11 protein-coding genes, 13 tRNA genes, 3 rRNA genes and 1 pseudogene are annotated in these 24,002 nt (G+C 38.5%); 1 reads left to right on the top strand and 27 read right to left on the bottom strand.

The window, feature by feature from the left end:
* Nucleotides 1-27 precede the first annotated feature (27 nt).
* The 27 genes and pseudogenes from BR77_RS16095 to BR77_RS15965 all read right to left on the bottom strand — a co-directional run bounded on the left by BR77_RS16095 (nucleotide 28) and on the right by BR77_RS15965 (nucleotide 22,320).
* Nucleotides 28-111: transfer RNA gene (locus tag BR77_RS16095), tRNA-Leu, on the bottom strand.
* Nucleotides 112-146: 35 nt separating this feature from the next.
* Nucleotides 147-217 (bottom strand) — tRNA-Cys (locus BR77_RS16090).
* A gap of 56 nt (nucleotides 218-273) precedes the next feature.
* A tRNA-Gln gene (locus BR77_RS16085) sits at nucleotides 274-345 on the bottom strand.
* 14 nt (nucleotides 346-359) lie between these two features.
* Nucleotides 360-432: transfer RNA gene (locus BR77_RS16080), tRNA-His, on the bottom strand.
* A 31-nt stretch (nucleotides 433-463) separates the two neighbouring features.
* Nucleotides 464-536, bottom strand: a tRNA-His gene (locus BR77_RS16075).
* A gap of 27 nt (nucleotides 537-563) precedes the next feature.
* Nucleotides 564-634 (bottom strand) — tRNA-Trp (locus tag BR77_RS16070).
* 27 nt (nucleotides 635-661) lie between these two features.
* A tRNA-Tyr gene (locus BR77_RS16065) sits at nucleotides 662-745 on the bottom strand.
* 5 nt (nucleotides 746-750) lie between these two features.
* Nucleotides 751-826, bottom strand: a tRNA-Phe gene (locus BR77_RS16060).
* Between the two features lie 35 nt (nucleotides 827-861).
* Nucleotides 862-938 (bottom strand) — tRNA-Asp (locus BR77_RS16055).
* A gap of 66 nt (nucleotides 939-1,004) precedes the next feature.
* Nucleotides 1,005-1,077, bottom strand: a tRNA-Val gene (locus tag BR77_RS16050).
* 14 nt (nucleotides 1,078-1,091) lie between these two features.
* Nucleotides 1,092-1,163 (bottom strand) — tRNA-Glu (locus BR77_RS16045).
* Nucleotides 1,164-1,181: 18 nt separating this feature from the next.
* Nucleotides 1,182-1,271: transfer RNA gene (locus BR77_RS16040), tRNA-Ser, on the bottom strand.
* A 60-nt stretch (nucleotides 1,272-1,331) separates the two neighbouring features.
* Nucleotides 1,332-1,405 (bottom strand) — tRNA-Asn (locus BR77_RS16035).
* Nucleotides 1,406-1,420: 15 nt separating this feature from the next.
* Nucleotides 1,421-1,536 (bottom strand): 5S ribosomal RNA (rrf, locus tag BR77_RS16030).
* 256 nt (nucleotides 1,537-1,792) lie between these two features.
* A 23S ribosomal RNA gene (locus BR77_RS16025) occupies nucleotides 1,793-4,714 on the bottom strand.
* Between the two features lie 391 nt (nucleotides 4,715-5,105).
* A 16S ribosomal RNA gene (locus BR77_RS16020) occupies nucleotides 5,106-6,660 on the bottom strand.
* Together the 16S, 23S and 5S rRNA genes with 13 tRNA genes alongside form the textbook arrangement of a ribosomal RNA operon.
* 632 nt (nucleotides 6,661-7,292) lie before the next feature.
* Nucleotides 7,293-8,921 (bottom strand): glycoside hydrolase family 13 protein, encoded by a 1,629-nt coding sequence (locus tag BR77_RS16015; protein WP_015077039.1) that lies wholly within the window; start codon nucleotides 8,919-8,921, stop codon nucleotides 7,293-7,295.
* A gap of 17 nt (nucleotides 8,922-8,938) precedes the next feature.
* Complete coding sequence (pgmB, locus tag BR77_RS16010) at nucleotides 8,939-9,598, bottom strand: beta-phosphoglucomutase (protein ID WP_010052151.1); 660 nt, start codon at nucleotides 9,596-9,598, stop codon at nucleotides 8,939-8,941.
* 68 nt (nucleotides 9,599-9,666) lie between these two features.
* Complete coding sequence (locus BR77_RS16005) at nucleotides 9,667-11,937, bottom strand: glycoside hydrolase family 65 protein (protein ID WP_015077042.1); 2,271 nt, start codon at nucleotides 11,935-11,937, stop codon at nucleotides 9,667-9,669.
* Nucleotides 11,934-12,776: a DUF1189 domain-containing protein gene (locus tag BR77_RS16000; RefSeq protein ID WP_010052149.1), complete on the bottom strand. Its 843-nt coding sequence runs from the start codon at nucleotides 12,774-12,776 to the stop codon at nucleotides 11,934-11,936. The genes BR77_RS16005 and BR77_RS16000 overlap by 4 nt, the downstream gene beginning before the upstream one ends.
* A gap of 48 nt (nucleotides 12,777-12,824) precedes the next feature.
* A complete protein-coding gene (locus tag BR77_RS15995; RefSeq protein ID WP_010052148.1) occupies nucleotides 12,825-13,676 on the bottom strand; it encodes a sugar ABC transporter permease in 852 nt (283 codons plus the stop codon).
* 1 nt (nucleotide 13,677) lies between these two features.
* Nucleotides 13,678-14,982: a sugar ABC transporter permease gene (locus tag BR77_RS15990; protein WP_015077045.1), complete on the bottom strand. Its 1,305-nt coding sequence runs from the start codon at nucleotides 14,980-14,982 to the stop codon at nucleotides 13,678-13,680.
* 293 nt (nucleotides 14,983-15,275) lie between these two features.
* Entirely contained in the window at nucleotides 15,276-16,544 is a 1,269-nt protein-coding gene (locus BR77_RS15985) for an extracellular solute-binding protein (protein WP_015077046.1), read from the bottom strand.
* 439 nt (nucleotides 16,545-16,983) lie between these two features.
* Complete coding sequence (locus BR77_RS15980) at nucleotides 16,984-18,762, bottom strand: glycoside hydrolase family 13 protein (RefSeq protein ID WP_016356555.1); 1,779 nt, start codon at nucleotides 18,760-18,762, stop codon at nucleotides 16,984-16,986.
* Nucleotides 18,763-18,774: 12 nt separating this feature from the next.
* Nucleotides 18,775-20,471: pseudogene (locus BR77_RS19765) on the bottom strand (alpha-glucosidase).
* A gap of 273 nt (nucleotides 20,472-20,744) precedes the next feature.
* Nucleotides 20,745-21,707, bottom strand: a complete 963-nt coding sequence (locus BR77_RS15970; protein WP_010050042.1) for a LacI family DNA-binding transcriptional regulator — start codon at nucleotides 21,705-21,707, stop codon at nucleotides 20,745-20,747.
* A 148-nt stretch (nucleotides 21,708-21,855) separates the two neighbouring features.
* Nucleotides 21,856-22,320, bottom strand: a complete 465-nt coding sequence (locus BR77_RS15965) for a Fur family transcriptional regulator (protein WP_010050040.1) — start codon at nucleotides 22,318-22,320, stop codon at nucleotides 21,856-21,858.
* Nucleotides 22,321-22,624: 304 nt separating this feature from the next.
* Here BR77_RS15965 and BR77_RS15960 point away from each other — a divergent pair, with 304 nt between their 5' ends.
* Nucleotides 22,625-23,917, top strand: coding sequence for a glutamate-1-semialdehyde 2,1-aminomutase (locus tag BR77_RS15960; protein ID WP_010050037.1), 1,293 nt, complete (start codon nucleotides 22,625-22,627; stop codon nucleotides 23,915-23,917).
* The last annotated feature ends 85 nt before the right edge of the window (nucleotides 23,918-24,002 follow it).

The raw sequence follows: 24,002 nt of genomic DNA, 5'->3' as shown, positions 1-24,002 counted from the left end.
TCGTTAGAAACGTTGATACTACTAGTATACCGGCGGCCGGGGTCGAACCGGCACGCCCTTGCGGGCACAGGATTTTGAGTCCAGCGCGTCTGCCAATTCCGCCACGCCGGCAAGAAAGTAACTTATATTAAACTTTATAAAGATAAAGGCGGTAACCGGATTTGAACCGGTGATGAAGGTTTTGCAGACCTCTGCCTTACCACTTGGCTATACCGCCATTATATAAAATTTAATTTTAAAGTAAAAAATAAGCATTTCTGCATCTTTTACTAACTGGGCTAGCTGGATTCGAACCAACGCATAACAGAGTCAAAGTCTGTTGCCTTACCGCTTGGCGATAGCCCAATAATAATACAAAAGGCGACTGATGGGAATCGAACCCACGCATGGCGGAACCACAATCCGCTGTGTTAACCACTTCACCACAATCGCCATGAATTCATTTAATAATAAAAATAGAAAAGGCGACTGATGGGAATCGAACCCACGCGTGGCGGAACCACAATCCGCTGTGTTAACCACTTCACCACAATCGCCATCATATTAAATTTCATTATAAATGACAGGGGTAGCAGGAATTGAACCCACACTAATGGTTTTGGAGACCACTGTTCTACCTTTAAACTATACCCCTAAAGATTTAATTAACTATAAAAAAAAATGGTGGAGGGGGGCAGATTCGAACTGCCGAACCCGAAGGAGCGGATTTACAGTCCGCCGCGTTTAGCCACTTCGCTACCCCTCCAAAAATGGTGGCGCAGGACAGAATCGAACTGCCGACACATGGAGCTTCAATCCATTGCTCTACCAACTGAGCTACTGAGCCATTTTTATAGGTAATCTATTTAATTTTTAAAAATATGGCGGTCTGGACGGGACTCGAACCCGCGACCTCCTGCGTGACAGGCAGGCATTCTAACCAGCTGAACTACCAGACCAAAAAATGAATTTGTGTTACGTCACATTTAATTTACCCTCAAATCAATAACTTAAAGATAAACTAATGGGGGTTAACGGGCTCGAACCGCTGACCCTCTGCTTGTAAGGCAGATGCTCTCCCAACTGAGCTAAACCCCCAGATACTGCTTAAATGACCCGTACGGGAATCGAACCCGTGATACCGCCGTGAAAGGGCGGTGTCTTAACCGCTTGACCAACGGGCCTAAATAAAATTTCAGATACGGAGAGTAAGGGATTCGAACCCTTGAGACAGTTTTCACCGCCTACACGATTTCCAATCGTGCTCCTTCGGCCAGCTCGGACAACTCTCCAGATTCTAAATAAATCTCAAACAATCATTATCTTTTTCCATAGACAATCTTTCTATGTAACTCCGCAAGTAGGACTCGAACCTACGACATCATGATTAACAGTCATGCGCTACTACCAACTGAGCTATTGCGGAATAATATTGAATCTTGCGTGGCAACGTCCTACCCTCACAGGGGGAAACCCCCAACTACTCTCGGCGCTGAAAAGCTTAACTGCTGTGTTCGGCATGGGAACAGGTGTATCCTTTTCGCTATCGCTACCACACAATTTTTTTACAACTTGCGGCGCTACTCTGCGTCTGTTTCCTTTACTCCACTCTTCATGCACACTAGTGCATTCCGGGGTTCGCTCAGTTACATCCTTGATTAGCTTGCAATTTGATAAAAAATGCTTGTTTAGGTTGATGGTTACATCGACACTAAACTGCGATTCAATTATTTAGTTGTAGAGAGTTTGATCTCTCAAAACTGGAACTGTTTAAAAAGTAATTGTTTTGGAAACGTTCTTCACCGTTTATTTCTTGGTTAAGTCCTCGACCGATTAGTATTGGTCCGCTCCATACATCGCTGTACTTCCACTTCCAACCTATCTACCTGATCATCTCTCAGGGGTCTTACTCACTTACGTGATGGGAAATCTCATCTCGAGGGGGGCTTCACGCTTAGATGCTTTCAGCGTTTATCCCTTCCACACATAGCTACCCAGCGATGCTCTTGGCAGAACAACTGGTACACCAGCGGTGTGTCCATCCCGGTCCTCTCGTACTAAGGACAGCTCCTCTCAAATTTCCTGCGCCCGCGACGGATAGGGACCGAACTGTCTCACGACGTTCTGAACCCAGCTCGCGTACCGCTTTAATGGGCGAACAGCCCAACCCTTGGGACCGACTACAGCCCCAGGATGCGATGAGCCGACATCGAGGTGCCAAACCTCCCCGTCGATGTGGACTCTTGGGGGAGATAAGCCTGTTATCCCCAGGGTAGCTTTTATCCGTTGAGCGATGGCCCTTCCATGCGGAACCACCGGATCACTAAGCCCGACTTTCGTCCCTGCTCGACTTGTAGGTCTCGCAGTCAAGCTCCCTTCTGCCTTTACACTCTACGAATGATTTCCAACCATTCTGAGGGAACCTTTGGGCGCCTCCGTTACTCTTTAGGAGGCGACCGCCCCAGTCAAACTGCCCGTCTGACACTGTCTCCAGCCACGATTAGTGGCTAGGGTTAGAGTGGTCATACAGCAAGGGTAGTATCCCACCAATGCCTCCATCAAGACTGGCGTCCTGACTTCTATGGCTCCTACCTATCCTGTACAAGCTGTACAAACACTCAATATCAAACTGCAGTAAAGCTCCATGGGGTCTTTCCGTCCTGTCGCGGGTAACCTGCATCTTCACAGGTACTATAATTTCACCGAGTCTCTCGTTGAGACAGTGCCCAAATCGTTACGCCTTTCGTGCGGGTCGGAACTTACCCGACAAGGAATTTCGCTACCTTAGGACCGTTATAGTTACGGCCGCCGTTTACTGGGGCTTCAATTCTTAGCTTCGCCGAAGCTAACCAATCCTCTTAACCTTCCAGCACCGGGCAGGCGTCAGCCCCTATACGTCATCTTTCGATTTTGCAGAGACCTGTGTTTTTGATAAACAGTCGCTTGGGCCTATTCACTGCGGCTGATCTTTCGATCAGCACCCCTTCTCCCGAAGTTACGGGGTCATTTTGCCGAGTTCCTTAACGAGAGTTCTCTCGCACACCTTAGGATACTCTCCTCGACTACCTGTGTCGGTTTGCGGTACGGGCAATTTCTTTCTAACTAGAAGCTTTTCTTGGCAGTGTGACATCAGAAACTTCGGTACTGTAATTTCCCTCCCCATCACAACTTGTCCGTACAGAAGCAAGCATTTAACTCACCTCAAGACTCATTGCTTAGACGCACATATCCAACAGTGCGCATTTCTTAGCCTCCTGCGTCCCTCCATTGTTCAAACAAAAGAAACTGGTACAGGAATATCAACCTGTTGTCCATCGCCTACGCCTATCGGCCTCGGCTTAGGTCCCGACTAACCCTGGGAGGACGAGCCTTCCCCAGGAAACCTTAGTCATACGGTGGACGGGATTCTCACCCGTCTTTCGCTACTCATACCGGCATTCTCACTTCTAAGCGCTCCACTAGTCCTCACGGTCTAGCTTCGACGCCCTTAGAACGCTCTCCTACCATAGAACCCTAAGGTTCTATCCACAGCTTCGGTGTACTATTTAGCCCCGGTAAATTTTCGGCGCAGGGTCACTCGACTAGTGAGCTATTACGCACTCTTTAAATGATGGCTGCTTCTGAGCCAACATCCTAGTTGTCTAAGCAACCCCACATCCTTTTCCACTTAATAGTAACTTTGGGACCTTAGCTGGTGGTCTGGGCTGTTTCCCTTTCGACTACGGATCTTATCACTCGCAGTCTGACTCCCGGATATAAATCAATGGCATTCGGAGTTTATCTGAATTCGGTAACCCTAGAAGGGCCCCTAGTCCAAACAGTGGCTCTACCTCCATGATTCTTAATTCCGAGGCTAGCCCTAAAGCTATTTCGGAGAGAACCAGCTATCTCCAAGTTCGATTGGAATTTCTCCGCTACCCACACCTCATCCCCGCATTTTTCAACATACGTGGGTTCGGTCCTCCAGTGCGTATTACCGCACCTTCAACCTGGACATGGGTAGGTCACTTGGTTTCGGGTCTACGACCACATACTCATTCGCCCTATTCAGACTCGCTTTCGCTACGGCTCCGTCTTATCAACTTAACCTCGCATGTAATCGTAACTCGCCGGTTCATTCTACAAAAGGCACGCTATCACCCATTAACGGGCTCTAACTATTTGTAAGCACACGGTTTCAGGAGCTCTTTCACTCCCCTTCCGGGGTTCTTTTCACCTTTCCCTCACGGTACTGGTTCACTATCGGTCACTAAGGAGTATTTAGCCTTGCGGGATGGTCCCCGCGGATTCCGACGGAATTTCTCGTGTTCCGCCGTACTCAGGATACACAACAGAGTGAACTTTGTTTCGATTACGGGGCTTTTACCCTCTTCGGCGGACCTTTCCAGATCGCTTCTTCTACAAAACTCATTTATGACTCTTAATGTCGTGTCCTACAACCCCAAAGAGCAAGCTCTTTGGTTTGGGCTCTTCCCGTTTCGCTCGCCGCTACTCAGGGAATCGAATTTTCTTTCTCTTCCTGCAGTTACTTAGATGTTTCAGTTCTCTGCGTCTACCTCTACTAGCCTATGTATTCAGCTAGCAGTAACATTCTATAAAAAATGCTGGGTTCCCCCATTCGGAAATCTTTGGATCAAAGCTTACTTACAGCTCCCCAAAGCATATCGGAGTTAGTCCCGTCCTTCATCGGCTCTTAGTGCCAAGGCATCCACCGTGCGCCCTTATTAACTTAACCTAATTTTGGCACTACTACTTCACACTTCTTCGTTAATTTCGTGTTTTGTGATACTCACGTACGCTAGTACGCTCCGTTTCTCAAACACTCATTTCCTCGAATTGCTTCGCATTAGCACAAAATTTTTATCGATGGTATTCCCGAAGGAATCTCATGATGTTAGTCAATGATTTTATTCATTATCTTACGATAAGAACTAATTAAAAAACTTATTTAAAACGCGGTATTTTCTCGGTTTCTTACTTTAATTACTTTTTAAACAGTATCCAGTTTTCAAAGAACAAAATGTGATTGACCTCTAATGAATAGAGATGAATCGTTTTGAGAGTTAGACCTCTCAAAACTGAACAAAGTAAAAACGAATGTGTGGGATTTCCGTAATATTCCTTAGAAAGGAGGTGATCCAGCCGCACCTTCCGATACGGCTACCTTGTTACGACTTCACCCCAATTATCTATCCCACCTTAGACGGCTGGCTCCTAAAAGGTTACCTCACCGGCTTCGGGTGTTACAAACTCTCGTGGTGTGACGGGCGGTGTGTACAAGACCCGGGAACGTATTCACCGCGGCGTTCTGATCCGCGATTACTAGCGATTCCGGCTTCATGTAGGCGAGTTGCAGCCTACAATCCGAACTGAGAATGGCTTTAAGAGATTAGCTTGGCCTCGCGACCTTGCGACTCGTTGTACCATCCATTGTAGCACGTGTGTAGCCCAGGTCATAAGGGGCATGATGATTTGACGTCATCCCCACCTTCCTCCGGTTTGTCACCGGCAGTCTCACTAGAGTGCCCAACTAAATGCTGGCAACTAGTAATAAGGGTTGCGCTCGTTGCGGGACTTAACCCAACATCTCACGACACGAGCTGACGACAACCATGCACCACCTGTCACTTTGTCCCCGAAGGGAAAGCTCTATCTCTAGAGTGGTCAAAGGATGTCAAGACCTGGTAAGGTTCTTCGCGTTGCTTCGAATTAAACCACATGCTCCACCGCTTGTGCGGGTCCCCGTCAATTCCTTTGAGTTTCAGCCTTGCGGCCGTACTCCCCAGGCGGAGTGCTTAATGCGTTAGCTGCAGCACTGAAGGGCGGAAACCCTCCAACACTTAGCACTCATCGTTTACGGCGTGGACTACCAGGGTATCTAATCCTGTTTGCTCCCCACGCTTTCGAGCCTCAGCGTCAGTTACAGACCAGAGAGTCGCCTTCGCCACTGGTGTTCCTCCACATATCTACGCATTTCACCGCTACACGTGGAATTCCACTCTCCTCTTCTGCACTCAAGTTCTCCAGTTTCCAATGACCCTCCCCGGTTGAGCCGGGGGCTTTCACATCAGACTTAAAGAACCGCCTGCGCTCGCTTTACGCCCAATAAATCCGGACAACGCTTGCCACCTACGTATTACCGCGGCTGCTGGCACGTAGTTAGCCGTGGCTTTCTGGTTAAATACCGTCAGGGGATGAGCAGTTACTCTCATCCTTGTTCTTCTTTAACAACAGAGTTTTACGATCCGAAAACCTTCTTCACTCACGCGGCGTTGCTCCGTCAGACTTTCGTCCATTGCGGAAGATTCCCTACTGCTGCCTCCCGTAGGAGTCTGGGCCGTGTCTCAGTCCCAGTGTGGCCGATCACCCTCTCAGGTCGGCTACGTATCATTGCCTTGGTGAGCCATTACCTCACCAACTAGCTAATACGCCGCGGGTCCATCCATTAGTGGTAGCCGAAGCCACCTTTCCTTCAAGAATCATGCGATTCCTGAAACTATGCGGTATTAGCATCCGTTTCCGAATGTTATCCCCCTCTAATGGGCAGGTTACCCACGTGTTACTCACCCGTCCGCCACTCACTTGGTTAAAGAGCAAGCTCTTCAACTTCGTGCGTTCGACTTGCATGTATTAGGCACGCCGCCAGCGTTCGTCCTGAGCCAGGATCAAACTCTCATATAAAATGATGCTTGAAGCTCATTAGTTTTTGCTAGCGAATAATTATTCACTTTCTTGCTTATTCGACTCAACCTTGTTGAGTCATCCTACACATTTGGTTCGTCTTACTTTGTTCAGTTTTCAAAGGTCTAAGTTGTTTCGTTGGTCGTTTTGACAACTTCTAAATATTACCATCTCGACAGTTTATTGTCAACATTTTTTTAAAAGTTTTTTGAATATTTTTTTCAGTAATGAATATTTATTCAAATGCCAGTTTACAGCTCGTTCTCCTGCCGACTTAAAACATCTTATCATGTTTCAAAAGGCTTTGTCAACTGCTTTTTTAAATAATTTTTATTTTGTTTTGAGCGGTTGTTTTAACTAACTGTCTTAGCGACATCAACTACTATACCAAGATATTCAAGCACGGTCAACTAAAACATACAGAATTTATGCAAAAAAATAAAAAAGCGAACAATCTATAAATAATTAGATTTAAAAGTCGTATATATATTCAGCCAGCCCTTTATATAATCAAGAATCGTTATCTGCTTAACTAGTAGTGTTCGTAAAATTAATAATGTAGAAAACAGCATCTCTACATACATAAAGATAAACTAACCGTATTTATTACTTTTAAATACGGTTAATTCAATTTATTTTTCTAAACGATAGACAACTGTTTCATATGCTCTTAAATGTAAATTAGCTAAATCAACTGAACTATCAGAGTAATTTGATAAAATTATTTCTTTGACTTTATGTGACTCATGACTAAAATCAGCTTCTTCTTCATAAAAATTAGCTACAATTAACCAAGTTTCATTCTCATAGCTTCTTTCATACACAAATAGTTGAGTATCATTTGGAATAAGCTCTTGATAGGTTCCCCAAACCACTAAAGGATTGTTTTTACGTAACTGAATTAAACGTTGATAATGATAGAATAGCGATTCTGAATCAGCTAACTCATTTTCAACATTAATTTCTGAATATCGTGGACTTAACTCTAACCACGGAGTACCTGTTGTAAAGCCTCCATGCTCATGATTACTCCATTGCATTGGGCGACGTGCATTATCGCGCCCTTTTTTATTAATAGAAGCTAAAATATCCGCTTTATCGTATCCAGCAGCTAATCGTTCTCGGTACATATTTAAACTCTCGATATCATCCAACTCTTCTATAGAAGAAACAGGAGTATTGACCATCCCTATTTCCTCTCCTTGATAGATGTAAGGGGTACCCTTCATTAAGTGTAAAATAGTCGCTAACATCTTACCACTCTTTACTCTATACTTAGGACTATCATTGCCCCATCTTGAAATAATTCTTGGTAAATCATGATTATTCCAAAATAAGCTATTCCAACCTTCATCTCCCAGTGCTGTTTGCCATTTAGAAAGAATTGCTTTTAATTGAATAAAATCTAAAGGTTGTAAATCCCATTTACTTTTACCTGGCAGTTCATCTAAACTGATATGCTCGAATTGGAAGACCATTGAAAGCTCTTCTCTATCTGGGTTAGAGTATAGCTTCGCAATTTCCGGTGTTGCTCCCCATGTTTCGCCAACAGTTAAAACATCATACTTACCAAAAGTTTCCTTATGCATCTTCTTTAAATACTCATGAAGTTTAGGACCGTTTCCAGTGATACCTTTATCTGGGATTTTCCCAATTAAATCAATTACATCCATTCTAAAGCCGCCGATTCCTTTTGCTAACCAGAAATTCATTAACTTCCATACTTCTTCTTGTACTGCAGGATTTTCCCAATTTAAATCTGGTTGTCTCTTACTAAATAAATGGAAGTAGTATTGATTTGTTTCTTTATCAAACTCCCACGCCGAACCACTAAAAATAGACTGTAGATCATTAGGCGGACCTCCATTGACTGAATCGCGCCAAATATAATAATCACGATAAGGGTTCGTTTTACTCTTTTTAGCTTCTTTAAACCAAGGATGTTCATCAGATGTATGATTCACAACTAAATCCATAATTATCTGAATACCACGTTGCTTAGCTTCTCTAATCAATTCATCCATATCTGCCATCGTTCCAAATTCTGGTAGAATAGCTTCGTAATCACTAATATCATAGCCATTATCATCATTAGGCGATTTATACACCGGGCTTAACCAAATCACATCAATACCTAATTTTTCAAGATACTCTAATCTACTAGTAATACCTGCAATATCACCTACCCCATCACCATTGCTATCTTGAAAACTTCTTGGATAAATTTGATAAACGACCGAGCTTTGCCACCATTTTTCCACTTTAATCACCTATTTCTTTATGATTTTATTTGTTTTTGAATCATTTCTAAATTCAATTCAGCTGTCTTCGCTACGTAAATATCGGCAAACCTCATTGCTTCTGGACTTCCGACACCAACAGAAAACATACCAGCAGCATTAATCGACTCGATTCCCGCTTCTGCATCTTCAATCCCTACGCACTCGGAAATAGTTAAGCCTAATTGTTTCGCACCTTTAGTAAATATCTCTGGATCTGGCTTCCCTTTTTTAAGACTTTCAGGATCGACCACGGTATCAAATAAATTAGCAATGCCTAAGCGTTCTAAAATAAAAGGACCATTTTTGCTTGCTGAAGCTAGACCTAACTTTAAATTAGCTGCTTTTATTTCTGCTAAAAATTCTGCCATGCCTGGTAATAAATCTGCTGGGGTAATAGATTGAATTAACTTTTGATACTCCTTGTTTTTTTCATCAGCTAATTCGTTTTTTTCTGCTTCAGAGTAAGTTTGACTTTTTCCACCATAGTTCAGAATTTTTTCTAATGAATCTGTCCGACTAATACCTTTTAGTTGTTCATTAAATTTACGATCAATTGAAATCCCTAATTTATTAGCTAATTCACGCCAAGCTAAGTAATGATACTCTGCAGTATCTGTAATGACACCATCTAAATCAAATATAAAACCTTTTATCATTTTAATCCACCTCTTTAGTTAATAAGAATCTAAGATAGGGCTGGAACTTAATTCCAGCCCACCCTAAATTAAATCGCTTGTTGAACTTGGTCTGTAACACGAACGTTTTCACCGCATAAAGTTAAATCAAGTGCTTCGCCTTCAACTAAGATAACTGATGCCGTAGTCTTTGTTACAATTATTTTTAATAAACGTCCACGGTAGCTAATTTTAAATTCATAGCCATCCCAGCCTTTTGGACAGAAAGGTTTAAACTGCAATTGATTCTCATAAGTTCGCATTCCAGCAAAGCCTTGGACAATCGCTAACCAACTTCCACTCATTGAGGTAATATGCAGCCCATCCTCAGTATCGTTGTTGTAATTATCTAAATCTAACCGTGCTGTCCGAGCATATAATTCAACTGCTTTATCTTCTAATCCAACTTCTGCTGCTAAAATAGCATGAATACAAGCAGATAATGACGATTCGTGAACAGTCATTGGCTCATAAAATTCGAAATTTTTCTTTTTCTCTTCTATAGTATATTCATTATTTAGGAAATAGAGACCTTGCAGAACGTCTGCTTGCTTAATAAAGCATGAGCGTAAAATTTTGTCCCATGACCAATGTTGATTTAAAGGACGTTCTGTTGCTGCTAACGTTTCGACTGCTCTTAAATCTTTGTCTAAGAATGTATCGTGCTGTACAAAAATTCCTAGTTCTTGATTTTTTGGATAATACATCTTAGCAATGATATCTTGCCATTGATCTTTTTCAGTTTCTGTAATTTGTAAATCAACTAATTTTTCTTTGCTAACTTTTTTTAATGACTCTAAAGTATAACGTAGTACCCAAGTTGCCATCGTATTTGTATACCAGTTGTTATTCACATTATTTTCATATTCATTTGGACCAGTTACACCGTGTAGCATGTATGCTTCATTTCGTTTAGAATAATGCACACGATCTGCCCAAAATCTTGAGATTTCAGTTAAAACATCGATTCCATCAGAAAGTAGATAAGCTTCGTCGCCTGTGTAATTGGTATAATTATAAATAGCATAGGCAATTGCTGCATTCCGGTGTATTTCTTCAAAAGTAATTTCCCACTCATTATGACACTCTACACCAGTAAACGTTACCATTGGATAAAGTGCACCTTTTAATCCTTGTTGTCTAGCATTATGCAGTGCCCCTGGTAATTGGTCATGACGGTATTTTAATAGTTGTTGCGATACTTCTGGTTCTGTAACAGATAAATACATTGGAACAATATACGCCTCTGTATCCCAGTAAGTTGCACCACCATATTTTTCACCAGTAAAACCTTTTGGTCCAACATTTAAGCGAGCATCTTCTCCATAGTAAGTCGAAAACAATTGGAAAATATTAAAACGAATGCCTTGTTGTGATTCAGGGTCACCGGCAATCACTACATCAGCTTTATGCCAACGTTTGCCCCAAACGATTTTATGTTCACGTTCCAATTTGCTGATTCCAGCATCTTCAGCTACACGTAATAGCTCTTCTGCCTTAGCAACTTGCTGATTTGGTTCGATATCACGACTTGTCACAACGGCAATTAACTTGGTTAACTTAGCTTTTTCTCCAGCTTTAAGTTGGTAGTCAAACTGCTCTTGAACTAGCATTTCTTGATCTGTAGTGTGACCCTTCTTCTCATCTGACACTCTATTTTTCATCATTATTGTGACAGTAAACTGCGGGATTTCAAAATCATTAGGAATAGTCTTCGTTGTTAAATAGCTATATTCTCCTAGCCCACGATCCATTTCCAACCAAAATTTCTCATCATAATTACTATCTTCATTGGTTACATTTCCATCTAATTTAGCATTAAATTGAATTGAGGCTTCTCCTTTTAAAACTTCTGCAGCAACTTCAACGATGCAAAGTTCTTTTTGGGCAACACTTACGAAGCGCTTAAAGCTAAATTTAATTTCTATTTCTCCAGAGACCCATGTATAGTGGCGATGTAAAATTCCTGTTTGTAAATCTAACTCTAAATGGAAATCCTTAATTTCATCAACAAAGGTATCGACTTTATGTTGATTAACGAAAATATCAACCCCGATAAAATTAGTTGCATTAATGACTTTTCCAAAATAATCTGGATAACCATTTTTCCACCAACCAACACGCGTTTTATCCGGATACCAAACACCTGCTAAATACGTTCCCACATGTGAATCACCAGAGTATCCTTCTTCAAAATTACCGCGCATCCCCATATAACCATTGCCAATTGCGGTTAAGCTTTCTTGCAGACGCTTATGTTCCTTATCTAACTTAGTTGTTGCTACTTTCCAAGAATCAATATCAAATAATCGCTGAATCATTTTATTTCCTCATTTCTTTTACGTTTATTTTTAATCGGTGTATCACTAAAATGAGTGACCGCAAAAACTGCAGTTAGCATAATCACTAACCCTAAAGACTGAAAGCCAATCATAATCGTCATATCAAAATGAACTAAACCAATTAAAACAGCTAATAAAGTCCCTATTCCACTAGCATTTAGAATTAAATTAAAAGATTCTTTATATGTTCGAATTGATGATAAAGCACTTCTTTTTGTCATCCAAATAAAGAAAGCTGCAATAAACATGACTAAAACATTACTAAAACTAATGATTATTCCGGTCATTAGCATCATGGTAAAAGAAACAAAAGCTTTATTCTGCTTAAACCATTGCTCTTTAATTTGTTCTTTTAACGCACTCTTTGTCTGACTATTTTTTAAACTGAAATTTTCTGTATAACGTACCTCAAATTGATAACCAGACTCATCTTTTAAAAGTAAATGATCCTTTTCAAAACTAATTAAATTTTTTTCTGATTTTTTTACACTTTTCGGAATTTCAACACCTACAACCCCAGTATCTTCTACGATAGTAAAAGGTTCTCCTGAAATCAGTTTTCCGTTTTCAAATTCAACCGCCTGTAGCTTAGTCGCAAATTCATCTGTAACTAAGCGCAGCGTATGTGGCATAATTTCTTGTAATTGAAAGTTAGTACTCTGACTAAAATATAAGGAAACAGGGAACATCAACAAGGCATTTAAAAAGATAAAAATCACTATATTTTGTATCCAGCTTAAATTTTTACGTCCCTTAAATACTCGTTTTGGTGTTGCAATACTGTTGAAATAGTTTAAAGGAAAAGGCATTTTTTTCATTAGGCTCACATCATTTCATTGCATATTTTAATTTTAAATGGTCACAAACTATCCTTTTGTTCCACCTGCCAACAAACCTGATACAAAATTCTTTTGAAGCATAAAGAATAGAATAGAAATTGGTAAGGCAATTAAAACAGCTCCTGCTGCAAACAACGAAACTTTTTGATTTTGTGAATCATTAATAAAGGTTTGCAAACCGACTGCAACCGTTAAATTTTCTGGTGAGCGCAGTAAGAATTTGGCTAGCATATAATCTCCAAATGGACCCATAAAAGCCCAAAGTGCTTGAACAGCAATCATTGGTCGAACTAGTGGTAAGACAATTTGAGCAAAAATTCGGAAATGACCTGCTCCATCTAATTTAGCTGATTCATCCAAATCAATCGGAACTGTATCAAAGTAACCTTTCATAAGCCAAGTATTCATTGGAATTCCGCCACCAATATAAATTAAGGTTAAGAACCAATATTGATCTAAAGCACCTAATAATAATGCCATAACATAGAACGCTGTTAAAGCTGCCATTGTAGGAACCATTTGAATAATTAAAAAGAAAAGTAAGCTATTTTTACGTCCAACAAAGCGATATCGACTATACGTGTAGCCTGCTAATGTAATCACAGTTACTTGAACAATCATAGTTGATATAGCAATGATTAATGTGTTTTTGTACCAACTGCCGTAGAGAGTTTCATTAAATAGACGACTAAAATTAAGGAGCGTCCATTTGCTATTAAAATCTAAGTTAAATGCTGCGATATTACCAGATTTAAATGCAGAGCTAATTGTAATTAAAATTGGGTAGATGATAATAATCGATAGCACAATCATGAATAAATACGTTAAAAAACGAGAAATTAGACGGCTATTTTTTTGTGATTTCGCTAAATTTTTCATTTTACAACTCCTCCATGTTAAATGCATTTGTTTTCTTGAAGATAATCAAGGAAACAGTAATGATGACTGTTGATATGATCAAGGTTACAGCTGCCGCCATTGAATATTGTGGCGATGTCCCTGTCGTTAGTTTAAAAATCCAAGAAATTAAGATATCTGTCGATCCTGCTCCGCCACCCACACTTCCGGGGCCACCCGCATTGAACAAGTAAATCATCGAGAAGTTGTTAAAGTTTCCAGTGTATTGAGTGACAAAAATTGGAGCAGCTACAAATAAAATCATCGGCATTGTAATTTGTGTAAATCGTTGAATCGCATTTGCTCCATCAATTTTAGCTGCTTCATATAATTCACCTGGAATTGACTGAAGAATCCCAGTAGTCATAACATAGATATAAGGGAAGCCTAACCAACCTTGAATCATAATGATGGCAACTTTTGTCCAAAAAGGATCTGTTTTCCAAGCAACTGCACCAATTTCTACAAATGGTAGATGATTCAGCATCGGAATAACTTGAGAATTAATCGCTCCGATACTATCATTAAACATATTTGAGAAACTCATAATTGTAATAAATGCAGGTACTGCCCATGGCAATAAGAAAATTACTCCAAAAAATCTTTTTCCTTTAATGAAATCTTGATTGGCTATAACCGCCGTAAATACTCCAAGAACAATCGCTAACGTGGATGCACAAAGTGTCCAAATCAATGTCCAACTAAAAACAGAGACAAACGTATCGCGATACGCACTTAAGAAAAAGATACTAAAAAAGTTTTTAAATCCAACCCAATCAATTAAACTTGCTGGTGGAATATGATAAAAATCATAGTTTGTGAAGGCCATGAATACCGTCACTAATACTGGGAAAATAATCGTAAATATCATAGCAATGTAGGCTGGAAAAGTTAACAAATAAGGAAATCCATTATCTAACATATTTGCGATGATTTCTTTTGCTGTTTGGTTTACTTTACCGCCAGAACGCCAAATTTTTGCAACACGTTTGGCATCATTGATGTTAATCACATAAAAGAAAATAAATAGAATTGTAATGATTAATTGTAATGTTCCTTCAATCATTAGAAAGAGTGAATGATCTTCCATAGGTGTAGAACCTAACGTGATTAATCCGTTAAAAGCACTAAAACCAAATAAAATCATCTCAACTACAAAAATGATGGCTAAACCTAGAAATATGAAACCTTTAAATTTTTGCCCGTTATAAAATTGTCCTAAACCAGGAATAATGGATAGAAGCATGGCTTTTTTTACATTTTGATTCTCTCTTTTTTCTGAGTCCATGATGTGTAACTCCCTTTTATTAAAATAATCAAACAAGTATCTTCTTTGATTTAATTAAAAGACTTCCTTTTAATTTTTAAGTATGGATATAGATAGTTGGTATGTCATTTTTTAATGAATATGGCAGAGATCTGTCAAAGCCCCTCTGCCTGAATGGTTTATTTTTTATCTAGTCTAAATGGCTCTAAAGACTTGCTTCTCGTAAACTTCAGTAAATCCCTTCAATCGAAAACCACGATTGCCTCGATTTCCCTCCAGTTTAACCGAAGCAGATCAGCCTTTATCGCACTTTGTTATTTTTGATATTTTTGTTCTATATTTTCTTTAATTTGTTTAACTGCAGCATCGGCTGTTTCTTGTGGTGTTTTCTTGCCTGAAGCCGCATCAAACATTAGATTTTCTGCACCAGACCAAATTTCTGCCATTTCTGGAATGTTTGGCATTGGTTGAGCATTTGCATATTGTGCAATAACTGCATTAGTTAATTCATCATTTTTACCTTTAGCAACTTCACGAGCTGCTTGATTTGCTGGGATTTCATTTGTTGCTTCGTAGAATTTAACTTGGTTATCTTTGTTAGTGACATAATCTAACCATTTTTGTGCTACTTCTTTATTCTTAGAATAGTTACTTACTACCCAAGCTTTACCGCCACCAAAGGGTTGATAAGGTTCGCCATTATCTAATGTTGGAATTTCAGAGACACCAAAGTTTACTCCAGCTTCTTTATATGCTTGTGCTTGCCATGGCCCATCGATAATCGCCGCTGTTTTGTTTGTAGTAAATTGATTCGTTACAAAATCGCCAGCTCCAGTAGTATCTTGCATCCCTTTTGGCCATACATCTTGGAACCATTTCGTTGCGTAGGTAATACCTTCAACAGCTCCTTTATTATTTAAACCAACTTGAGAAGGATCAGTTCCATCTTTACCGAATACATAACCACCATATCCTGCTAATAACCCATAAGAATAATAGAAATCAGTCCATTTTGCTAAGAAACCTGTATTTTTTCCAGCTTCTGCTGCAAATTCAAAACGTGGATCTTTTGCTAATGCTTCCGCATCTTTAAATGTTTTTGGTGCTTCTGTAATTAAATCTTTGTTGTAATATAAAACTAATGTCTCAATAACTGCAGGTTCACCAAAAATTTTTCCATCTATTTTTACTTGTGCCTTATCTGTTTCATCATAATCAGAATCATTCCCTAATTTAACTTCTGCTAAATGACCTTGTTGTCCTAAGGGTCCAATTCGATCATATGCCGACATCATCACATCTGGCGCTTTACCAGCTGGTCCGTCTAGAGATAGAGCTTCTAGTTGATCAAACATATCTTTTTCTACAACTTTGATTTTGACATCGTTTTCTTTTTCAAAATCAGCCTTAATATCATTTACATAATCAACATAGCCTTCTGCTACTGAAATCGTTAAAGATTTATTGTCTTCCTTTGCAGCATCTTTTTTTGAATCACTGCCTCCGCCACATGCTGCTAAACTTAAGATAACACCAGCAGATAAAAAGCCTAAACCAATTTTCTTCAAATTTCTTTTATTCATTTGAAAATCCTCCTCAACTTTTTTGAATACGTTTTCGTTTACATTCATTATTATGCAGTCTAAATAGTCTTTTCGCAAACGTTTTCTTCTTGTTACCGCTAACAAGTTACATCAGAGTATCAAATACGTATGAAATCAAAGTTTTCTACTCGCTACGCAGGATATTCCCTCACTCTAGCTTAACTATCTCTGTTACGTATCACAAAAAAATAACACTACTTAATAGATATACAATCAACATTTAAGGACCACAGTCCATCTTTGATGGATGTGTATCATGTTTCTAAGTTACTAAAGCAACAAGAACCTCAACAAACCAACGTTTAAGGATCACAGTCCATCTTTGATGGATGTGTATCATGGTTCTATGTTGCTAAAGCAACAAGAACCATGATAAAAAGGAAGCTAGAATTTTTATATTCTAGCTTCCTGAAGTACCTTATATTTTACTACTTAAAATGATAAAACCGTTCGGTTCAATAGTTATACTTGTTGGGTTATTTGTTGTTAAATTAGACAACAATACTTCTTCAGTTTCTATTTTATCAATCGTTGTTTCTTGACTACCTTGATTAAAATAGCATGTTAAGACTTCATTTTGTCCAACTCTTTTAAAACCAACACATTTTTCTTGGTCTGCTACTAAGCTCCATTCCAAACTACCGTAACTCAGAACTTCTTGCTTCTCTTTTCTTAAAGAAATTAGCTTTTTAGTGAAATCAAACATTGTTAAATCTTGTTTTTCCTGATCCCAAATCATACATTTTCGGCAATCTGGGTCATTATCACCGGTCATTCCTATTTCTGTACCATAATAAATACAAGGTGAACCATGTTGCAAGAAAGTAAAGGCCAATGTTGCTTTAGCCAACTCTTTATCATCTCCACAAATAGTTAAAAGGCGTGCAGTATCATGTGAGTCCAACATATTAAATTGAACTTCGTTGGTTTGTTGACGATAAAGCATCAGTTGTTCATTTAAACCAGCAACCATTTTACTTACATCTATCTTTTTCTTAACAAAGAAATCTTCAATTGTTTCAGTGTAAGCATAATTCATTACGGCATGAAACTCATCACCTTGTAACCAGCTTTGTGAAGAGTGCCAAATTTCGCCTAAAATATAAAAATCTTTTTTCAAATCTGTTGTAGCCTTAAAAAATTCCTTCCAAAAATGATGATCAACTTCATTGGCTACATCTAAACGCCATGCATCAATATCAAACTCGCGAATCCAATAAGTGGCGATATCAAGTAAATATTTTTGAACTTCTGGATTGGCTGTATTTAATTTAGGCATATGTGGAGTGAAAGCAAATGTATCATACGAAACGGTACGCTCCCCTTCAAAATTGCCATTTTTACCGATATCAACTGGGAAACTATGCACATGGAACCAGTCTACATATTTTGATTTTTCTTGATTTTTGACGACATCTTGCCATAAAGGTGAAATATCTCCCGTATGATTAAACACAGCATCTAACATAATTCGAATGCCTCTTTTATGAGCTTCATCGACTAATTTTTTGAAGGTTTCTTTATCTCCAAAATCTGGATCAATTTCATAATAGTCAATCGTGTCATATTTATGATTAGAAGACGCTTTAAAAATTGGGCAAAAATAAATGCCGTTAATCCCCAAATCAACTAAATAATCCAGGTGATCAATCACACCTTGTAAATCACCGCCAAAAAAATCTTCACGCCCTGGATGTTCTTTACTTCCCCATGGTAAAGCATTTTCGGGAGTAATAGCAGGGTTTCCATTTGCAAACCGTTCAGGAAAAATTTGGTACCAGACAGTCTCTTTAACCCAATCTGGTGATTTAAAACGGTCAATTTCTTGGAAATAAGGCATTCTGAAAAAATAGCCGGGGGTTGCTAAAGTTTCGGCTGTATATGGAAAAATGCCACGATCCCCATAAAAGACCTCTGTCCCATCTTTTCCAACAACATGAAATGCATATTGTAAACGACGATAAGGTGCAGTTGTTTCTATTAACCAATAGTCATGAACATCTGTACTAGCAAGGAGCTTCATTGGTTCTTCATTTTTATACCACTCGTCTACATCAAATAAATAGGGATCTCCACCAATCAATCCAACTTGGCTGACCTCATCTTTTTTTGTTCTCAAACGTATATGAAAATTATCCGCCTCATATAAGTATGCATACTCGCTATCTGGTCTGTGTAAAATTGCTGCTGTTTCCATCATTTTATTTCCTCACTTTTTCATTTTAGTTTGAATAACGACACAGCTATAAGGAGCTAATGTTACTTGCTTCTTGGTTAGTTCATGGTCGCCTGCTGATAGTAAAATTTTTCCATTAAATAGTGTTTCTTCTAAGCAAGTTAATTGGACAGGCTCGTTGGTCATATTCGTTAAAACTACCGCTTCCTCGTTATCCCAGTTTCGAACATAACAAAATGTTTCATCACCAGTCTCTAACAAACTAAAACTGCCTTTAGTGAACAGTTCTCTTTTTTTAAGTAGTAACAAGCGGCGATAATAATGTAAGATACTTCCTTCATCAGCTTCTTCTGCCTCAACTGTATAGTTTTCTTCTTGATTTACACTGCTCCATGGCTTCACTGTTGAAAAACCTGAATAGGGTTCTTTAGTCCATTGCATTCCGCCACGACTGGCATCTTTACTACTTGCATTTAATAACTCCAATACTTCTATTTCTGTATAACCTAGCGCTAAAGCTTGATGATAAAAAGCTTCTGCTCCTGGGTCTTCATAGTCTTTGATCGATTGAATGATTCGATTTTTCATACCTATTTCTTCACCATTTAACAAGAAAGGCAAACCTTTTTGTAAATACATTAAAGTTGCTAGCATCTTGCTACTTGTCTCTCGATACAAACCGTCATCACCAAATCGAGATACGACTCGTGGCATATCATGGTTATTCCAATACAAAGTTGGTCCACCTACAGATGCCATTTCTTTTTGCCACTCTGCCATAACCTGCTTAAATTGCTGTCTATCTAAAGTTCCTGGTTGCATTCCCAAAGGTAATCGACTATCTTTCAATTCCTCACGCTCTGGAAAATAACGAAATGTAATCACAGTATCACATTGATTTTTAGTGGGATCTGTATACTCCACTGCTTGTTTAACTTCTGCTGAGGCAGCTTCGCCAACAATAAATACATCGGGCTTCACTTCACGTAATGCTTGAATAAATTTAGCTAAATACTCTTGAACCTTAGGTAAATTAGCATAATATTCTTCCGCAATCACATACTTCTCATTGGTCGGATTTGGAAGTGCAGGATAGCCTTTTTCTTTTGCCATATGAATAAAAGCATCTAATCTAAAACCGTCGATTCCTTCATTTAACCAAAATTTTGCAATATCTAATAAAGCAACATGAACTTCGGGGTTTTCCCAATTTAAATCTGGCATCTCTTTCGCGAATAAATGAAAATAGTACTGTTGACTGTGGAGATCTTTTTCCCATGTTGAACCACCAAAAAATGAAGCCCAATTATTAGGGGGTTCTGCTCCATTTTTTTACCATCTGCCCATAAATAATAATCACGATACAAGTTATCTGGACCTTTTAATGCCTCTTGAAACCATGGATGCTGATCTGAAGTATGATTCAAAACAAAATCAAAAATTATTTTCAATTCACGCTGATGTGCTTCATAAATTAATTCCTGTACATCCTTAAGTGTTCCAAAAATTGGATCAATCCCATAATAATTCGAAATATCGTAACCGTTATCAATTTGAGGCGATATAAAAATTGGATTCAGCCAAATTGTATTGACTCCTAGTGATTTGATATAATCAAGTCGTTGAATAATCCCTTTTATATCTCCAATTCCATCATTATTCGTGTCTTGGAAACTTCGTGGATAAATTTGATATACAATGGCGGATTGCCACCAATTGGTACGAGACATATTCTCACCTCAATCTATAGTTTCTATTACTTTCTAACTAAGCTTAAACAATAATTACTTTTCTGACAACAGGAATCGCTCTGTTAACGGTAACAGAAATTTCAAAATTTCTGTTATTAAACCAAATCTATCTTGATCAATCAGTTCTTATAAACCCTAGCTTAGAAAAAAGATAAAATCCCTACAAAGTGAAAAGAAACTTTGTAGGGATTTTTCTCCTTTTTCGCCATATTCAACTATCTCAACAAACTTTTTAATTAAAGGAAAGTGTTATTATGAGTCTTTTCGCTCAACCGTTGACTCTCGAATAATTAATTCAGGTTCAAATAGCAGATTACCTTGTGGGGCACCACTTTGATCAATTTTATTTAAGAGCATTCTTGCACAAGCAACCCCCATTTCAATCACTTGCTGTTTGACTGTCGTTAAAGGCGGAGAAGCTATTTGATCTAAGAAAACTCCATCAAAACCAATAATCCCATACTCTTTAGGAATTTGTCCCCCAAGTTTAAGTATGCTACGTTCAATTCCAATTGCTAATCGATCTGAGCTACAGATAAAGACCGTATTTGTTGGAAAATCAGACCAATTTTCAAGAATAAATTGAGCTGAATATCTTGAACGATTTGAAAAACGTTTGATTTCTGGTACTCGGCCAGCTTGCTGCATCGTATTGATATAACCAGCCTCTCTTGAATATTCAAAGGGTTCTTTTACATCAATTCCAATGTAGATAATCGATTCATAACCTTGTGCAATTGCGTGTTCAGTTGCTTTTTTTGTGCCACTTTTATTGTCTGTATCAACAAAGTCATGACCATGGTGATTCTCACCAAAAAGGACAACCGGCTTAGTTGCCCGTTCAATCCAAGCATAGTCACTTTCACGCATACCAGTGATAATATAACCATCGCAAGCTCCAATATCAAAGTTATTTTTTGTTACAAGTTGCAATGTATAATGATGTTTATCCAATTCCTTAGCAATACCAGTTAGTAAATTCATATAGTAAGGTTCCGTTGTATCCATTTCTTCTAAAATGAAAAATTTGATAATTTGAGTACGATTATTTGCTAGTGCTTTTGCAGCAACATTGGGGCGATAATCTAGCTCTTTCATTGCTTTAAAAACAAGTTCTTTCAACTCATCAGTCACTTGCTCCGGATGATTGATAACTCGAGATACTGTCATCTTAGAAACATTCGCTTTTTTTGCCACATCATTTAATGTTGCCATTTCTATTCCCACCTTATTCGTTCCACTAATACTAACATTATAGCAAATGTTTTCCATTTGTCTCTATAAAACTAAAAAAGAGATTGGGAATAATTTTCCCCAATCTCTTTTTTTAGTTAATCGAAGCACTTCTATTACGATAAAATGGTTAGATGGCTTCAGTTTTTTCTTTAGTTTCAGCTTGACGCTTTGCCAAACAATCTGGACATGTTCCATACATTTCCATCCGGTGATGTGAAACTTCAAATCCGGTTAAATTAGAAGCAACAACTTCAACATCATCTAATCCTGGATAGTAAATATCAACAATTTTCCCACACTCTTCACAAATTGCATGGTAATGTTGCGTTGATGTAAAATCAAAACGGCTAGAAGAATCTCCATAAACCATTTCTTGAACAAAACCAATTTTAGTAAATAAACGCAAATTATTATATACTGTGGCAACGCTCATATTAGGAAATCGTTCTGCTAAGGCACGATAAATTTCATCAGCTGTTGGATGACTTTCAGATTCAATTAAATACTCTAAAATAGCATATCGCTGTGGTGTAATGCGAATATTCGATGCTTTTAATTTTTCAATTGAATGGGCGACCATCGAATTTTTCATCTCTTTTTCCTCCTTATGTGAATAAAAACACTAGTTAGTTTCATTAATTTAAAGTTCTTTTTTTCTAATAACGCAGTTCTTATTTTTAAAGTTCTAAAATTATATGCTTCACCTGAATTAAAAGGAAGCTGACGAATTTTTTAAAGTTACATATTAATTATCTATAAGTACTATCATACCGCTATTTCATTGATTTTGCAATATTTTCTCTTTTTTTTCAACTTATTTAGAAGTTTATTTGCACTTCTTTTCCAGCCAACGTACAATAGAGAATGAATAAATAATATCTATAGGAGGTTTTTTAATGTTAGACCATACTGAATCCAATCGCCTCGCTGAACAGGCAAAAAAAGTTATCGTAGGCGGTGTAAATAGTCCAAGTCGTTCTTTCAAAGGCGTTGGTGGTGGCAATCCTGTTACTATGGTTAAAGGAGACGGTTGTTACTTATATGATGTCGATGGAAATAAATATATTGATTATCTTGCTGCATTCGGTCCTATTATTACTGGTTTTAATCATCCTCATATTGTCAAAGCAATCAAAAAAGCTGCGGATACTGGTGTGTTGTTTGGAACACCAACAGAGCATGAAATTACATTTGCAAAGATGTTAACAGATGCTATTCCCTCAATGGATAAAGTTCGTTTTACAAATTCTGGGACTGAAGCAGTCATGTCTACTATCCGTATTGCAAGAGCCTTCACAAATCGTGAGCTAGTTGTTAAATTTTCAGGAGCTTATCATGGACATTTTGATTTAGTTTTAGTTGAAGCCGGTAGTGGTCCTTCAACTCTTGGCGCTAGTGACTCTGCAGGTGTAACCAACGGAACTGCTCAAGAAGTTATCACTGTTCCTTTCAATCAAATTGAACCGTATAAAGCTGTTATGGAAAAATGGGGGCATAAAGTAGCTGCTGTTTTAGTTGAACCAATTATTGGTAATTTTGGAATGGTCGCCCCTGTCCCTGGATTTTTAGAGGCGGTTAATGAGATTACCCATGAACATGGCGCCCTAGTGATTTATGATGAGGTTATTACAAATTTTAGATTCCATTATGGTGCAGCCCAAGATATGCTAGGAGTTATTCCTGATTTAACAGCATTTGGTAAATCAATTGGAGGCGGACTCCCAATTGGTGCATACGGTGGACCTAAACACATCATGGATACTGTTGCCCCACTTGGACCAGCTTATCAAGCTGGAACGATGTCTGGTAATCCACTTTCAATGCAAGCTGGAATTGCTTGTTTAGAAGTTCTCCAAGAACCTGGCATCTATGAACGAATGGCTGGATTCGCTGAACAACTTCGTGATGCCTTACTTTCAGCAGGAAAGAAAAATAATATTCCCACAGTCGTCAATCAAATTGGTGGATCCCTGACTGTCTACTTTTCAGAGCGTCCAATTTTCAACTATGATGATGCTAAAAATACAGATTCGATTCGTTTTGGGAAATTTTTCAAACTAATGTTAGATGAGGGTATCAACTTAGCACCAAGTAAATTTGAAGCTTGGTTCTTAACAATTATGCATACACAGGCAGATATTGATGCAACTATTGAAGCGATAAATCGCGTTTTTGCAAAATTAGATTAATATTTTTAGAGGGTAGGAACTTATTTCCTAGCCTCTTTTTATTTCCAATTTACTAGATACATACCAACTTTTTTCACACCTTGCT

The sequence above is a fragment of the Carnobacterium maltaromaticum DSM 20342 genome (assembly GCF_000744945.1).
GTDB lineage: Bacteria > Bacillota > Bacilli > Lactobacillales > Carnobacteriaceae > Carnobacterium > Carnobacterium maltaromaticum.
This window is presented reverse-complemented; position numbering and strand designations above follow the sequence as displayed.